Genomic DNA, 14,745 nt, shown 5'->3' on the forward strand with positions numbered 1-14,745 from the left:
GCGCTCAAGAGCGTTTTCCAATGGCGCTCCGCCGGTAATTTGGACCACATAAATTGCGCGATTTAAGGGCGCTAAAGACCATTTCGAGAGAGCATTCCGAATGAAAGTCACTATAGAACGGACCGCCCTGGCTAAAGCGTTAGGGCATGTGCAAAGCGTCGTTGAGCGCCGGAACACAATTCCGATTTTGTCCAACGTATTGCTGCAGGCTGACGGCGGCGCGCTGATACTGACAGCAACGGATCTAGATATTGAAATTTCCGAAGAAGCGCCTGCCGATGTCGCCGGCAAGGGCGCGACGACTGTTTCGGCGCTGACTTTGTTTGAGATTGTCAAACGTCTTCCTGACGGGGCGCAGGTTCGTCTCGAGCTTTCGTCGGAGGAGGGGCGGCTTCAGGTGTCGTCCGGACGCTCGCAGTTCGCACTCGCCGTCCTGCCAGAGGACGATTTTCCGAGCCTTTCAACGGATGATCTCGAAACGCGGTTTTCCATGCCGACGTCTGATTTGCGCCGGCTGTTGGGCAAGGCGCGTTTCGCCATGTCTCAGGAGGAGACGCGTTACTATCTCAACGGCGTTTATCTGCACGCGCATACCGATGACGATGCGCCTGCTTTGCGCGCTGCAGCGACGGATGGTCACCGGCTTGCGCGCATCGATGCGCCGCTGCCTGACGGCGCCAGCGCCATGCCGGGCGTTATCGTGCCGCGCAAAGCCATCGCGGAACTGGGCCGGCTGCTTGAGGACGCTGAGGAGAATGTTGAAATCGCCGTTTCCTCTGCGAAGATCCGGTTTGGGTTTGGCGCTGGCTATCTGACCTCCAAACTAATTGACGGGTCGTTCCCGGATTATGAGCGCGTTATTCCGAAGGGTAACGCCAACGTCTTGCGTGTGGAAACGAAGGATTTCGCGCAAGCGGTCGATCGCGTTTCAACCGTGTCCGCAGACCGTACGCGTTCAGTAAAGCTTGCGCTTGAATCTGACCGGCTGCGTTTAGCTGTAAACAACCCCGAAGCGGGTTCGGCGCTTGAAGAGCTGTCCGTCGACTATGGCGGTGATCCGTTGGAGATCGGCTTTAACGCGCGCTACCTCCTTGACGTCGCGCAGCAGATTGACGGTGAAACGGGAACGTTCAAACTCGCCGACCCGTCCTCGCCGACTGTTATCCTCGATGAAGAGGACGAGCGCGCGCTTTATGTATTGATGCCGTTAAGGGTGTGATGATTTGAGCGAAGCCGCTGTCAAAAATTGGGACGAGCGTGAGGCGGGTGTCGATCCGGCATCCGGCGCGTGCGCGCGTATCAGGCGTTTGACCGTTACGGATTTTCGGTCGTATGCACGAACAGAAATCGATTTTGACGGCAGGCCGGCAGCCATTTTTGGGCCCAACGGCGCAGGCAAGACCAATATTCTTGAGGCGATTTCCCTGATCGGTCCGGGGCGCGGTATTCGCGGCGCCAAGCTTGATGAACTCCCGCGCATTGACGGTTCCGGCGGGTGGGCGGTCTCTGCGCGTGTTGACGATGGCGAGGATGAGCGCCGCTTTGGCGTCGGCGCCAACGCCTCCAACCCGTCGCGTCGCGTATGCCGCATTGACGATGCCGATGCATCGGGACCCGGCGCTTTTGCCGAGCACTTGCGTTTCATGTGGCTGACGCCGGCGCAGGACAGGCTCTTTATGGAAGGCGCAGGCGAGCGGCGGCGTTTTCTTGATCGCATGACGCTCGCGCATGATCCTATGCACGGGCGGCGTTCGAACGCTTATGAACAGGCGATGCGCCAGCGCCAGCGTCTGTTGGAAGAGGGCGCGCGTGACGATGAATGGCTTGGTGCTGTTGAGGCGCAGATGGCTGAGGCAGGCGCCGCCGTTGCTGCGGCGCGCCGTGCGATGACGTCGCGTCTTGCCGTGGCGGCCGTTGCGGAAAACGATGATGTGTTTCCGGCGGCGGACATTTCCCTCGATGGCGAGTTGGAAGAAGCGCTCGGCGCGCAAACGCAGGAAGCTGTCGAACAGGAATTTGTCGTAAAGCTGAAAAATCGCCGCCGGCTTGACGCTGAGGCGGGGCGTGCGCTTTGCGGACCGCACCGTTCAGATTTGATCGCGGTGCATCGCGCCAAGGGCCGTCCGGCGAAGCTGTGTTCGACGGGCGAGCAGAAAGCCTTGCTGATCGGGCTGGTGTTGGCGAACGCACGTGCGCTTGCAGAAAAAAATGCAGGGGCGCCCCTCATTCTCCTGCTTGATGAAATCGCTGCGCATCTCGACCCTGATCGCCGTGCGGCGCTTTTTTCAATACTCGACGAGCTCGGGTTTCAAACGTTCATGACGGGGACGGACAAAACATTGTTTGAGGCGTGGGGATCGCGCGCCCAGCATTTCGAGGCGCGCGATGGCGCGCTTCATGAAACACTGACGTAAGAAAGAAAATATCATGGCGAATAACGCCGCGCCGAATGAAGAGTACGGCGCCGACTCGATCAAGGTTCTAAAAGGTCTCGACGCCGTTCGTAAGCGCCCAGGCATGTATATCGGCGACACTGACGACGGGTCGGGTCTGCACCATATGGTGTATGAAGTTGTCGACAACGCCATTGACGAGGCGCTGGCCGGCTATTGCGACACGGTTGAGGTGATCCTCAATGAAAACGGTTCGGTGACTGTCACTGACAATGGCAGAGGCATCCCGACGCAAATTCATGCCGAAGAGGGTGTTTCCGCCGCGCAAGTGATCATGACGCAGCTTCATGCGGGCGGGAAGTTCGACCAGAATTCCTACAAGGTGTCGGGTGGCCTGCATGGTGTTGGCGTTTCAGTGGTGAACGCGCTTTCCGAATGGCTGGAACTCAAAATTTACCGCAACGGTAAAGAGCATTCCATGCGGTTCCGCATGGGCGAGCCAGAAGCGGATCTCGCAGTTGTCGGGGATTCCGTGAAAACCGGCACGGAGCTGACATTCTTGCCGTCAGACCAGATTTTCACTGGCACCGAATTTGATTTTGATACATTGGAACACCGTCTGCGTGAACTCGCGTTCCTCAACTCCGGCGTTTCCATCAAACTGATCGACAAACGCCATGTTGAGGCCCGTGAAGAGCACATGCTCTATGACGGCGGTCTGGTTGAGTTTGTACGCTATCTTGATGATGCGAAAACATCGCTCATCAGTGAGCCGGTTTCTTTCTCTCTTGAGCGAGAGGGCATCAGTGTTGAAGTCGCCATGTGGTGGAATGACAGCTACCACGAAAAAGTGCTGTGCTTCACCAATAACATTCCGCAACGTGATGGCGGCACGCACCTTGCCGGTTTTCGCGCGGCGTTGACGCGTATTATAAACAGTTACGCACAGACCTCGGGTATCGCAAAGAAAGAAAAAGTCTCGCTGACCGGCGACGATGCGCGCGAGGGTCTGACGTGCGTTCTGTCCGTGAAAGTGCCGGACCCGAAATTTTCGTCGCAAACGAAAGACAAGCTGGTTTCGTCGGAAGTGCGTCCGGTGGTTGAGAGTTCTGTCAGCGAAAAGCTCGGCGAGTGGTTTGAGGAAACGCCTGGCGAGGCGAAACGCATCGTCCAGAAAATCGTTGAGGCTGCTGCGGCGCGTGAGGCGGCGCGAAAGGCGCGTGAGCTTACGCGGCGCAAATCGGCGCTGGACGTGGCGTCGCTACCCGGCAAGCTTGCGGATTGTCAGGAGCGCGATCCGGCGAAGTCCGAGCTTTTCATTGTCGAGGGTGACTCTGCGGGTGGTTCGGCGAAACAGGCGCGTAACCGCGAAAATCAGGCCGTGTTGCCTCTGCGCGGCAAGATCTTGAATGTTGAGCGCGCCCGTTTTGACAAGATGCTTTCGAGTCAGGAAATCGGTACGCTTATTACCGCGCTCGGCACGGGCGTAGGCCGTGACGATTTTGATCCCGACAAGTTGCGTTACCACAAGATTGTCATCATGACCGACGCCGACGTTGACGGCGCCCACATCAGAACGCTGTTGCTGACGTTTTTCTTCCGGCAAATGCCGGAGCTTATCCGTCGCGGGCATCTCTATATTGCACAACCTCCGCTCTATAAAATTTCTCGCGGCAAGTCAGAGCAGTATCTGCTCGATGATGCTGCGCTCGAAGATCACCTTTATGCGGACGGCATTACAGATGCGGCGCTTGCTCTCGATAGCGGTGAAGCAATTGCCGGGCCTGACCTTGCAGACCTGATCGCCAAGGCGCGCAAGGTTAGAAATTCGATTGAGGAATTTCCGTTGCGGTTCTCACGCGACATTATTGTACAGGCGGCGCTTGCAAAGGCGCTGAAAGAGGCGCCGGACGACGATGAAGCGCAAGCGTTGGCGGATAAGGTTGCGACGCGTCTCGACATGATCGCCGAAGAATTCGAGCAAGGCTGGAAAGGCGCGCCGGATGGCGAGGGCGGTTACACATTCGAGCGCGAGTTGCGCGGCGTAACCGAGCGGCATGTGCTGCCGCGCGACCTCCTGTTGTCGGCGGATGCGAAAAAAGTGCAGGCCGGCATGATCGAGCTTGCAGATATTTTCACAAAACCCGCCGAATGGCGCAGAAAAGAACAGCGCGTGCGGATCACCGGCCCGAACAGCTTGTTAAAGGCGGCGCGTTCCGGCGGCGAAAAAGGCGTCAATGTACAGCGCTATAAGGGGCTGGGTGAAATGAACCCGGATCAGCTCTGGGAAACGACGCTCGATGAAAACGCACGGATGCTACTGCAGGTGAAAGTGAAAGCCGCTGACGATGCGGACGACATTTTCTCGCGGCTCATGGGCGATATTGTCGAGCCGCGACGTGAGTTCATCCAAGACAATGCGTTGTCTGCGGCGCTGGACGTTTAGGTTTACTGGCTTTCCGTCCACTCGCCATAAGGTGTTACTTCATAGCCCTTCGCGGCGAGCAGCGCGGGGACGGAAAACTCGCCGCCCACCAAATGACCAGCGCCAACGGCGACAAGACCGGTTCCGGCTTCATTTTTCAGGGCAGCGTCCAACTCCTCGGCCCAGACTTTGTTGCGCTCGACAATAAGACGTTCATAGACTTCCGGAGCCTGTTCGCGCATGGCGTCATTCATCTGCTCATCCACAAAGTCCACATCGCCGTTTGTCCACGCTGCAAATAACTCATCGAAGGCGGCCTGTTGATCATCCCACTCGCGGATGGTCACGCGGAGAAGGTTTTTTTCAACTTCCGGATCGAGGCCTGTGAAAAAAGAAAGCTGTTCCTCAAGTGTTTCAAAGAAACGCATTTCTTTTCCATTTTCACGGGCTTCTTTTAACAACACTGAATCGACGCCTGAACCCGGATCAAAACCCTGATTGATGATGAATTGTACGCTGAGCGTCAAAAACGCATTCCATGGACGCATGGAATTTACAGCTGAAAAGGGCAGGCCAAGCTCTGTTGTAATCTCCTGCAGCTCCTGCGTATCCGCGTCGCCGAGCAGACCTGAAAGCGTTTCCCCGGCTTGATAGAACCCTTTAGTCATGACGACATTAAGAGCGACCGACTCTGTGTCCGGCGCATCAGCCTCGACCTCAAAGTAAACGGTTTCAGCTTGTTCGAGAGCGGCGTTGAGCGCATCAGTGCGCCAATCAAGCGTGGCTGGCAAAATATGAAACGTGCCTAGCAGAATATATTCGGAGTCGGCGTCGGCGACACGCCACATGGCAGGCGTTGCAGTATCTGTTGAAATGTCGAGCGTTGCGGCGGGCGCCTGAGCCATCACCGGCGATATGATCGCCAAAAAGCTGGCTGCCAGGCCTAGGAGCGTATACTTCGCCATTATTGTCGCTTTCATTACTACGGTGTTTCTTTTCGCATCCAGAACCTGGACCATCAAGAGGGCGAAATGATGACGTGATTTCATGAGCTTTCGCGCCCTTGCCGGGGGCTGTCTGATCGCGTAAACCCTCGCTTCCTCAGGACCCGTAGCTCAGCTGGATAGAGCGCTGCCCTCCGAAGGCAGAGGCCATAGGTTCGAATCCTATCGGGTCCGCCATTACGGTTCAGTCAGGAACAAAAAAGCCGCCGGCAATATTGCGGCGGCTTTTACAGTTTGTCAGTCAGCGGAGTTTATTCCGCAGATTTAAGGTTTCCCGCTGATGTTTTTCCGCGTTGATCCACCAACTCGTAAGAAACGCGCTGCCCTTCCTGCAAGTCGGGCATGCCGGCTTCTTTAACCGCGGATATATGTACGAATACGTCTTTGCCGCCGTCGTCAGGGGCGATAAATCCATATCCTTTTGTGGCGTTGAACCATTTGACAGCGCCTGTAGCCATTCGTCGATCTCCTATTCATGGCGTCGTCCCCGCGCGCTCGTGCACAGGGCCTTGGTAGGCAACCATGTCTTGGGATCTTAGTTCGGCCAGTCGCCCGGAAACGGGGCGGAGTCGTAAGGTCAGTCAAAACAAAGTCGCACAAGATTTAGAATACAGCTCTTTGGCGGCGTCAAGACTGCGCTCAGTGCGCGCCATTGGATTGCCGTTAAAATATGGAAACATCATCGGATAATGATGAAAGTTCTAAAATTGTAGCATTTTTGTCGACCTGAAAGAGGCAGGTGTTATTTTTTCACAAGAGGTTACGCGCGTGCGTTATTGCGGCTGCAGCGTTCCCCCACGCTCGTTGATAATGTCATTGTTCTCAATAGTGGGCGCAAGCGCCGTGTCATTGCGTAGAATTCGGCCATTGCGTTTGCGGTTAATGATGCGGTTGCCGCTGATTTCAAGCGAAATGGCATCGCCGCCGCGGGAAAGATCATAATTGAACAATGTTGAATTATCGGCGTCAGCAGCCTGGGTGAAACTGCTGCCGGTAATTGAAACGGCGCCGCCACGCGATGCATCGACGGCGTAACTTGTTTTTCCATTTGCATCGTCAAAGGACGAACCGTGGATTGTGGTTGTTGCAGCGAGTGATTTCACATGGTGACCGATTTTGGTGCCGACGAAACTGCTGCTGGTGATCTCCAGCACGGCGCCGCTTGAGAGGTAAATGCCGTGAGAATACCCATCGCCATAACCGTTGCCGATAAACTGTGAGCTTTGGATGACGACTTTCCCGTGTTCCTGACCTGTCGCTAGAATACCGTTTTCATTATTTTCGAAAGTGCAGTTGATCGCCGTCAGATTGACGCCGTCATGGCGAATGCCGGCGCCATTAAGGTCCGGTGATGTGGCGCCTTCAAAGCGGATGTTCTCAACGTGCAAGCTTGCATCCCAAAGCGGGTTCAAGATGCCTTTCGCCACGGGTTGCGAAGAAAAGAAAGTGACGCCTTCTTCCCCGATAAGCGACAAGTCACGAGGGATTTTCAGGTCGCTAAGATCATAACGCCCTGCAACGACATAAATGACCTCGCCTGACTCACCATTCCGTACGGCGCGCTCCAGGGCGTTCGCGTTATCAACACGAACATCCGCCCACGACGGCTGGGAGATCAGCAAAAGAGCGGCGAAAAGAGTTAATGCGAGTTTCATCATCTGCAGCATAGCGCAATATTCAGACCATTGCGTGAAAATTTTACGCGGCGGCGGTCGCCGCCTGGCGCAACGCATCGGCAAGCCGCCCTGGGGGCAGTGCGCCGGAAAAGCCCGTTCGCTCGTTGACGATGAAAGTCGGCACGCCGGTGACGCCGGCCTGTCTGCACGCCCCTGCTTCGGATCTGACTTCGTTTGCGCTGGCCGCGTTTTCGAGATCGCGTTTCGCATTGTCCTTGTCGAGGCCGGCATCCTCCGCAATGTTGAGCAGTGTTTCGTCATCACCGATATTGTCGGCATTGTCCCAATAGGCGGCGTACAGCGCCGCAGCGAGCCTTTCCTGCGCGCCGTCAAAATGGGCCAGCCTGATCAGTTGATGAGCTTTTAAAGTATTTGGAAGGTGCGCTGGTTTTAAGGGGTCGAATGTGAAACCGGCGCCCATGGCGGCTGCTTTCAACTGGTGGACCATTTCCGCACGTTGCGCTTCGTCAGGAAATTTCTTTGCATAATAGGCGCGCCGGTCGACGCCAGCCGCCGGCGTGTCCGGGTTAAGCTGATACGCCCGGATGCGCGGCAGGACGATGTACTCCTCGGCAAGCCGGTCGCGCGCAAGCTGAAATGACTTCAACCCCACATAACACCACGGGCAAACCGGATCGGAGACGATATCGACGAGCAATCTCGGGCGGGTGTTGGTTGGCGTCGTCACTGCGCAATCCCTTTCAGCCGGTCCATGGTGTCGGTGATGTCGGGGTAGTTTCTCGCCACTTCTTCCTCAAGCGCGCTCTCGAGCGGACGGTTTTCTTCGTGCAGACGATAAAGGTCCTTATAAGCGGCAATGGCGCCGGGACTTGCCTCTGCGATGGCGGCGGCCCGTTTGTGCGTTTCGGCATCCAGCGCATCTTTGTCGGCAAAAACGGCGGTTGCGAGCCCCCAGCGTTCTGCGTCAGCGCCGGAAAACGTCGCTGCAGTAAATGAAAGTTCGCGGGCGCGCCTGACGCCTACGGCGCGGGCAAGGTTCTGGCTCATGCCCCAGCTTGGACGCAGACCCCATTTGGCGTGCGTGTCGCCAAACTTTGTGTCCGCCGTTGTCAGGATAAAATCAGCGTGCAGCGCCAGCTCCAGCGCTCCGGTAAAACAAAAACCGTGCACCTTGGCGATGACCGGCACCGATGCATGACGAATGGCTTCCACAGCGGCGAAGGATGCGCCGTCGAATACGTCATCGACTTTGCCTTCCTTAAAGGTTGCGCCTTGCAGCAGTTTCAAATCGACACCGGCGGAAAAGGCGCGTCCGGCGCCTTCCAGGATGATAACCCGAGCGCTTTTCTCCGCCGCTTCCAGTGCGCTGATCAGCGCGCGCAACAGGTCGGGCGTAAACGCATTAAGCGCGTCCGGGCGGTTCAGAGTTATGGCGGCGACATTGTTTTCGGTTTTCGATTGGACAAGTTCAGCGCTCATTTTTCTCACCTGTGCTTTTTAAAGACCGTAACGGCGTCTTCGGCCCAGGTCGACCGGCAAACACAGCAATTGATTGCCGCCCCGGGGCGTGGCGTGCTAGTCGTGACGCGCAAACTTAAAGGCGCTTAACCCCCCGTGATCTATGTCCGAAGTTGAAAGAAAACCCAAGCTTGTCGTCCGCAATGCCGAACTTTCCGACGTACCTGACATCGCCGCTCTGTCGCGGCGCGTTTACGGCGACAAGGAAGCCTCGGCGGAAGATGAAATTCGCGGACAGATCAACAACTTTCCCGAAGGTCAGTTTCTCGCCGAATATGAGGGAAAAGTCGTCGGCTACTGTGCGACGTTCATTATCCCCGAAGAACCGGTGATGCAGCCGCATAGCTGGATGGAGATTACCGGCGGGGGATTTGCGTCCCGCCATGACCCGAACGGCGATTATCTTTACGGCATGGAGGTGAGCGTTGATCCGTCGGCGCGGCGCCTTCGCATCGGTCAGCGGTTTTACAAACTCCGGCGTGAGTTGTGCGAGTATATGGAGCTCAAAGGCATCGTCTTTGGCGGGCGCTTGCCCGGATATGCGCGGCGGGAAAAAGACTACCCAAATCCGCTCGACTACGTGAACGCAGTCGTTGAAAAACAAATCAAGGATCAGGTGATCAACTTTCAGCTCGCGCAAGGGTTCGAGCCGATCGGCATGTTGCCCAATTATCTGCCCGAGGATCATGCATCCAAAGGTTACGCCGTGCACATGATCTGGCGCAATCCGCTTGCGCCGGAAGTGGCGCCGCAGAAATCGACCAGACCGGACTCTCGCCTGCCGGAAAACGTACGGGTCGCAACGGTACAGTTCCAGATGCGTAAAATCTCACGCATTCGCGAGTTTGAAGAACAGGTTGAATATTTTGTCGATGTGGCGGCGGACTATAAAGCTGACTTCGTCGTGTTCCCTGAACTGTTCACGCTGCAATTGCTGTCGCTCGAAACGGAAAAGCTGGCGCCGGCGCCGGCCATTGAGAAAATTGCGGAATACAAGGAGCGGTATTGCAACTTCATGGGCAAGCTTGCCGTTTCTTATAACATTAATATCATCGGCGGGTCGCACCCGACAAAGGTGGATAACGGCGAGATTCACAATGTCTGTTACGTCTTTCTGCGTGACGGCTCCATGTATTCTCAGGAAAAACTGCATCCGACGCCGGCCGAAACAACCTGGTGGAACATCAAGGGCGGCGAGGGTGCGAGCGTCATTCCAACCGACTGCGGCCCTATCGGCGTGATGATTTGTTACGACTCTGAGTTCCCGGAAATCGCCCGGCACCTCGTTGACCAGGGCGCCATGCTGCTCTTTGTACCCATGTGTACTGATGAACGGCGCGGTTACTTGCGGGTCCGCTATTGTTGTCAGGCGCGGGCTGTAGAAAACCAGTGCTATGTGGTTTTATCCGGCGTTGTCGGCAATCTGCCGAATGTCGAAAATATGGATATCCACTATGCGGAAAGCTGTATCCTGACGCCGTCGGATTTTGCATTCGCGCGCGACGGCGTTGCGGCGGATACCGCGCCTAATACGGAAACGGTGGCGCTTGCAGACTTGAGCTTGCAGGATCTGTTGATCAGTCGTCAGTCCGGCGCGGTGCAAAACCTGAAGAACCGCCGTTTTGATCTTTATAATGTTCGCTGGAAAGGCCGGCGTGTTTGAAAGGAATTATAAATTGAAATTACTTCTTCAAATCGCCATTGGGATGGTTTTTTTAGCGGCGTCTGTACATGCGCAAAACGAAAAGTTTAGTACCGGCCCTGTGTTTGAAGATTTTGGCCCTGTCGCCAATGTCGATAACGAACTGATTATTCCTGACGGCGCTAAAATGCGCATCAGTTTTGATGTCAGCAAGGGGGCGGATGCAGGCGAGCTGAACCGCACGCTCGTTTCCGCGGCGCGCTTTATCAATATGCATGCACGTACGGGCGTGCCGGTTGAGGATATTGACGCCGCCGTGGTCGTGCATGGCAAGGCGGTTTATGATGTCTCGAAAGCTGCCCGCTATGCGGATGCAATAGGCGGCGAAAACGCCAATGCGGCCCTGATCGAGGCGTTAACAGGCAAGGGTGTGCGGATAATCGTCTGCGGCCAGAGCGCTGCTTATTACGAAGTTGCGAATGACGACTTGTTGCCTGGTGTTGAAATGGCCATATCGGCCATGACCGCGCATGTTCTGTTGCAACAGGAAGGATACGCGATCAATCCGTTTTAGGATTTAAAACCCTACCACCCACGCTGCGTCCGCTGGCGTTTTGCCTTCAAGAACTTCGGCCCATGCCTTTTCAACGGCTTTGGCGCCGTTCTCTCTGCGGATAACAAGCCAGTCGCGGGATTTGATCGCCGCGTCTTTCCAGAAAGCAAACGCCTGCTTTTCAAACGCGCCGGGGCCCCATTCCTGCGTGCGTTTTTGAATATGGCCCGGCGCAAAAAACATGGCGCTGCGTTCACGAATGAAATCCGGTCCCATGTTATTGGCGTTATAGTGTGTGACGCCAACATTCGATGTGTACTTCATATTGTCGCCAAGGGCCTTGTGCAGTTCGCCCAGCAGTTTTCCATTGCCAGACATGTCGACAATGACGGCAGGACTTGCCGTATCTATTGCAGCAACATCATCATAAGTCAGCACATTATCGTAGAGCTTTAATTTTTCGACCGCCTGTTTGTTGCGCGACGATGTGAGTCCAACAAGTTTCGGGGCGATCGGATCGGATTTGATCGCATAGGCGGCGCCAATCGCCGTTTTGCTGGACGCGCTTGGGATAATGACTTGCTTTGCCTCAAACCAGCCATTGTCTTTCAGAAAATCGTAAATGCAGTACGAAGTGGCGTAGAGCGGAAACAGCACCATGCGTTCGTCATCCATTTCCTTATCAAAATGCGGTTCTGCTTTGACGCGCGCGTAAGAGTTGTAAACCGGCGGCAAGTCAGCCCGGTGCGCGGCGCCGTCAAACAGCCTTTCGTCGCGGATTTTCGCCGGCGCCATGACCAGATGGCTCGCCATTGGGAAATAGCCATAGAGCCGGTCGCCCACAGGAATATCCGGATGGCTTGATTGAATGACATCAGCAAAGCCCCAGACAGGGATAATTCCTTCATCGTCTTTGGCGACAGGAAAGAACTTCCAGTAACCGATCTTTTCGCCAACAACGCCATAGGTGACGTTATTGGCGGTCAGCGCAAAACGATCGACCTTGGCGAGAATTTCGCCACTTTTGAGCGATGGCGCCTCGCGCGTATCAATGCGCCAGCTCGATAGGTCGTTCTTCGCAACGATGAATTCGGTGATCTCGGTCATGGTTCGCCCTTCCTACTTGCCGGCAGGCTAACATCGTCACGCCTTTAAGTTGAGCACGGATCGCACAAACATATCCTCTGAGGCGAAAATCGACAGGAATCCCATATTTGGTGCGTAGTTATCCACCACTTCCGGGGATGCCTTATGATGCTTTCTCTGATTGGTGCAGGCGTCATGCGACGCGCGAACGCATCACAGTACGAAAAGAAAAGGAACGAAATGTTGTATCTGGAAATGTTGTACAAAAACACGTTGGCGAAGTTTTACAACATTCGGCTGCAGGCCTTGGCGGGGGCCAAACAGGACAAGCTGAAAGGGGAGAGCCGTTGTACAGCTTTCATGCGCGCCGCAGCATGCGTTCACGGCGTCACCTTGAACGCCGGCGGTGGTTCGAAGTCAGTAAGGCTCAATTCCATGCGCCGTGTTTCAACCTCGCGCCCGCGTCCGAGCGAGTGCATGGTGACGGATTTGCCAGTGTATCGGAAACCGATTTTTTCAAGAACGCGGCCCGAGACTATATTGTCAGTAAAGTGACCGGAGATGACAGATTTTGCGCACAAACCTTGAATAGCGAATTGCACAGTGGCTCTCGCCGCTTCGGTGGCTGCGCCGCGACCTCGGGCGTCATTTGCTATCCAGTAGCCAAGCTCCCAGGCGTCGCCTTCTTGCAGAACGCCGCTACAGCCAATGATCGTTTCACCATCGCAGACAGCGAAAGGAAATTCTTTTTTTTCAGAGACCGCGTTCATGGCGTAGCGCGTAAAAGCAATCGCGTTGTCGAGCGTGTAAGGGTGCGGAATACGCGCCGTGTTTCGCGCGATCAGTTCGTCGTTGCAGATTTTGGCGAATGCTGGGGCATCAGCTTCAGTAATCGGCCGCAAGGTAAAGCGTTTTGTATAAATGATGGTCATGTCAGGGCCGGATTACAAAAAAGGGAAAGCGCGAAATGCGCCTTCCCTTCAAAACTGTATCCTTTGGCGCGTTCTTGCGCCTTAAAGGGCGCGTTAGTTTGCATCACCCGGAATAACGGAGACAAAGTTCTTGCCGCCGCGCTTTTCAGCGAACTTTACCCGGCCGTTAACGAGCGAAAACAGCGTATGGTCCTTGCCCATGCCGACATTGTCGCCGGGGTGAAACTTGGTGCCGCGCTGGCGCACGATAATGTTGCCAGGAACGACATCTTCGCCGCCGTACTTCTTTACGCCCAACCGGCGTCCGGCCGAGTCGCGTCCGTTGCGGGAGGAACCGCCTGCCTTTTTATGCGCCATCTCTTACTCCTTCCCGCCCTTGGCGAGTTCTTTTGCCTGCTCAACCCAGCCTTCGCGTTCGATCCGGCCTTTAAAGGAGAGCTTTTCGTCAAACTCTTCGATTTCGCTGGGGCCCCACGTAGCGATCTGCGCGAAGGACGTAACGCCAGCTTCAATCAGCTTTTTCTCAAGCACGGGACCGACGCCGGAAAGCTGTTTCAGATCGTCAGCGCCCTCGCTTGCGGCGGCTTTCGTTTCAGCCTTCGGTGCTTCTTTTTTCTCAGCGGCTTTTTCAGCTTTCGGGGCTGCTTTTTTCTTTGCCGCCGGTTTCGCCTTGGCGCCGTCCGTCAGGATCTCGGTTACTTTCAGGACCGTCAGATGCTGGCGGTGGCCTTTCTTGCGGCGGTAATTCTGGCGGCGGCGCTTTTTGAAGACGATGATTTTCTTGTCGCGCATCTGCTCGACAATCTCGGCCGCAACAGCAGCGCCATCGACCTTCGGCGCGCCAACGGTCACATCGCCGCCGTCGCCGACCATCAGAACGTCGTCCAGCGTTACGACATCACCAGCCTCGCCGGGCAGACGTTCCACGCGCAAAATATCATCTTTGGAAACGCGGTACTGCTTACCGCCAGTCTTCACGACTGCGTACATATCCGACTCCGAAGGGCTCGTTTCGGCCCCGTTGTCCTTTTTCGCCCCGGTTTCTGTCGCCCGGTTGTTATGGGAGCGCGGTCTCTAGCCCGTGCAGAGCGGGGCGTCAAGCCGGAACTGGCGGTGGGTTTGGGCTGGTTGCCAGCGCTAAGCCGGGCCGCCAGATACCCAATTCCATGCAGAGAGGCGCGGAATTGGTCGCCTGCCGGTAAAGCCGCGTATTTACGGTTTGTTAGACCACGCTCTTTGAAAAGCATCATGTTGCGCAGTCTAAACCTAACGGTTAGACACCCACTTCCCTGCGGAGAGGCGACGGAGTGGTCGGCCGCCGGCAAAGCCGGCAATTTACAGTTTGTTCGACCACTTTTGTTACTTTCGTTAGGGAAGAGGCTGTGTGTGACCAGCGCAGCTTGCGGAGAGGTGCCGGAGTGGTCGAACGGGGCGGTCTCGAAAACCGTTGAGCACGCAAGTGTTCCGAGGGTTCGAATCCCTCTCTCTCCGCCAGTCTTAATTCTACTCCAAATAGTTGATTCTGCTACACAACTTTCGCTTTCGAGCTTTACGC

14 protein-coding genes and 2 tRNA genes are annotated in these 14,745 nt (G+C 55.7%); 7 read left to right on the forward strand and 9 right to left on the reverse strand.

All coding sequences use genetic code 11. The annotated features are described in order from the left end of the window. The first annotated feature begins 100 nt into the window (after positions 1-100). Genes dnaN through gyrB form a run of 3 tightly spaced genes read left to right on the forward strand, consistent with a single transcriptional unit; the run spans position 101 to position 4,839 of the window. Positions 101-1,219 (forward strand): DNA polymerase III subunit beta, encoded by a 1,119-nt coding sequence (dnaN, locus tag PUV54_RS08535; protein ID WP_274491790.1) that lies wholly within the window; start codon positions 101-103, stop codon positions 1,217-1,219. A gap of 4 nt (positions 1,220-1,223) precedes the next feature. Beyond that, positions 1,224-2,414 (forward strand): DNA replication/repair protein RecF, encoded by a 1,191-nt coding sequence (gene recF, locus PUV54_RS08540; RefSeq protein ID WP_274491791.1) that lies wholly within the window; start codon positions 1,224-1,226, stop codon positions 2,412-2,414. Positions 2,415-2,427: 13 nt separating this feature from the next. After that, entirely contained in the window at positions 2,428-4,839 is a 2,412-nt protein-coding gene (gene gyrB, locus PUV54_RS08545) for a DNA topoisomerase (ATP-hydrolyzing) subunit B (RefSeq protein ID WP_274491792.1), read from the forward strand. Between the two features lie 2 nt (positions 4,840-4,841). Here gyrB and PUV54_RS08550 read toward each other — a convergent pair whose 3' ends face one another. Further along, complete coding sequence (locus PUV54_RS08550) at positions 4,842-5,867, reverse strand: TraB/GumN family protein (protein WP_274491793.1); 1,026 nt, start codon at positions 5,865-5,867, stop codon at positions 4,842-4,844. Positions 5,868-5,922: 55 nt separating this feature from the next. On the opposite strand from PUV54_RS08550, the gene PUV54_RS08555 reads away from it, so the two are divergent. Then, positions 5,923-5,999: transfer RNA gene (locus PUV54_RS08555), tRNA-Arg, on the forward strand. A 74-nt stretch (positions 6,000-6,073) separates the two neighbouring features. Here PUV54_RS08555 and PUV54_RS08560 read toward each other — a convergent pair. The 4 genes from PUV54_RS08560 to PUV54_RS08575 all read right to left on the reverse strand — a co-directional run bounded on the left by PUV54_RS08560 (position 6,074) and on the right by PUV54_RS08575 (position 8,938). Next, positions 6,074-6,280: a cold-shock protein gene (locus tag PUV54_RS08560; RefSeq protein ID WP_274491794.1), complete on the reverse strand. Its 207-nt coding sequence runs from the start codon at positions 6,278-6,280 to the stop codon at positions 6,074-6,076. Positions 6,281-6,595: 315 nt separating this feature from the next. Further along, positions 6,596-7,555, reverse strand: a complete 960-nt coding sequence (locus tag PUV54_RS08565; protein ID WP_274491795.1) for a right-handed parallel beta-helix repeat-containing protein — start codon at positions 7,553-7,555, stop codon at positions 6,596-6,598. Continuing rightward, entirely contained in the window at positions 7,521-8,186 is a 666-nt protein-coding gene (locus PUV54_RS08570; RefSeq protein WP_274491796.1) for a DsbA family oxidoreductase, read from the reverse strand. The genes PUV54_RS08565 and PUV54_RS08570 overlap by 35 nt, the downstream gene beginning before the upstream one ends. Next, positions 8,183-8,938 (reverse strand): enoyl-CoA hydratase/isomerase family protein, encoded by a 756-nt coding sequence (locus tag PUV54_RS08575; RefSeq protein ID WP_274491797.1) that lies wholly within the window; start codon positions 8,936-8,938, stop codon positions 8,183-8,185. Before PUV54_RS08575 ends, PUV54_RS08570 begins: the two co-directional genes overlap by 4 nt. 142 nt (positions 8,939-9,080) lie before the next feature. On the opposite strand from PUV54_RS08575, the gene PUV54_RS08580 reads away from it, so the two are divergent. Beyond that, positions 9,081-10,640, forward strand: a complete 1,560-nt coding sequence (locus PUV54_RS08580) for a bifunctional GNAT family N-acetyltransferase/carbon-nitrogen hydrolase family protein (RefSeq protein ID WP_274491798.1) — start codon at positions 9,081-9,083, stop codon at positions 10,638-10,640. Positions 10,641-10,653: 13 nt separating this feature from the next. Beyond that, positions 10,654-11,193, forward strand: a complete 540-nt coding sequence (locus PUV54_RS08585) for a DsrE family protein (protein ID WP_274491799.1) — start codon at positions 10,654-10,656, stop codon at positions 11,191-11,193. Between the two features lie 3 nt (positions 11,194-11,196). Here the strand turns inward: PUV54_RS08585 and PUV54_RS08590 are convergent, their stop codons facing one another. From PUV54_RS08590 to PUV54_RS08605, 4 genes are all read right to left on the reverse strand, one after another. Beyond that, the gene (locus PUV54_RS08590; protein WP_274491800.1) at positions 11,197-12,279 is read right to left on the reverse strand and encodes a DUF2855 family protein; all 1,083 of its coding nucleotides are present in this window, start codon (positions 12,277-12,279) and stop codon (positions 11,197-11,199) included. Between the two features lie 359 nt (positions 12,280-12,638). Then, positions 12,639-13,190, reverse strand: coding sequence for a GNAT family N-acetyltransferase (locus PUV54_RS08595; protein ID WP_274491801.1), 552 nt, complete (start codon positions 13,188-13,190; stop codon positions 12,639-12,641). A gap of 93 nt (positions 13,191-13,283) precedes the next feature. Then, positions 13,284-13,547, reverse strand: a complete 264-nt coding sequence (gene rpmA / locus PUV54_RS08600) for a 50S ribosomal protein L27 (RefSeq protein WP_274491802.1) — start codon at positions 13,545-13,547, stop codon at positions 13,284-13,286. A gap of 3 nt (positions 13,548-13,550) precedes the next feature. Further along, positions 13,551-14,180: a 50S ribosomal protein L21 gene (locus PUV54_RS08605; protein ID WP_274491803.1), complete on the reverse strand. Its 630-nt coding sequence runs from the start codon at positions 14,178-14,180 to the stop codon at positions 13,551-13,553. 414 nt (positions 14,181-14,594) lie between these two features. Between PUV54_RS08605 and PUV54_RS08610 the strand changes: the two genes are divergently transcribed. After that, positions 14,595-14,684: transfer RNA gene (locus PUV54_RS08610), tRNA-Ser, on the forward strand. Positions 14,685-14,745 lie beyond the last annotated feature (61 nt).

Source organism: Hyphococcus flavus (genome assembly GCF_028748065.1).
Lineage (GTDB): Bacteria > Pseudomonadota > Alphaproteobacteria > Caulobacterales > Parvularculaceae > Hyphococcus > Hyphococcus flavus.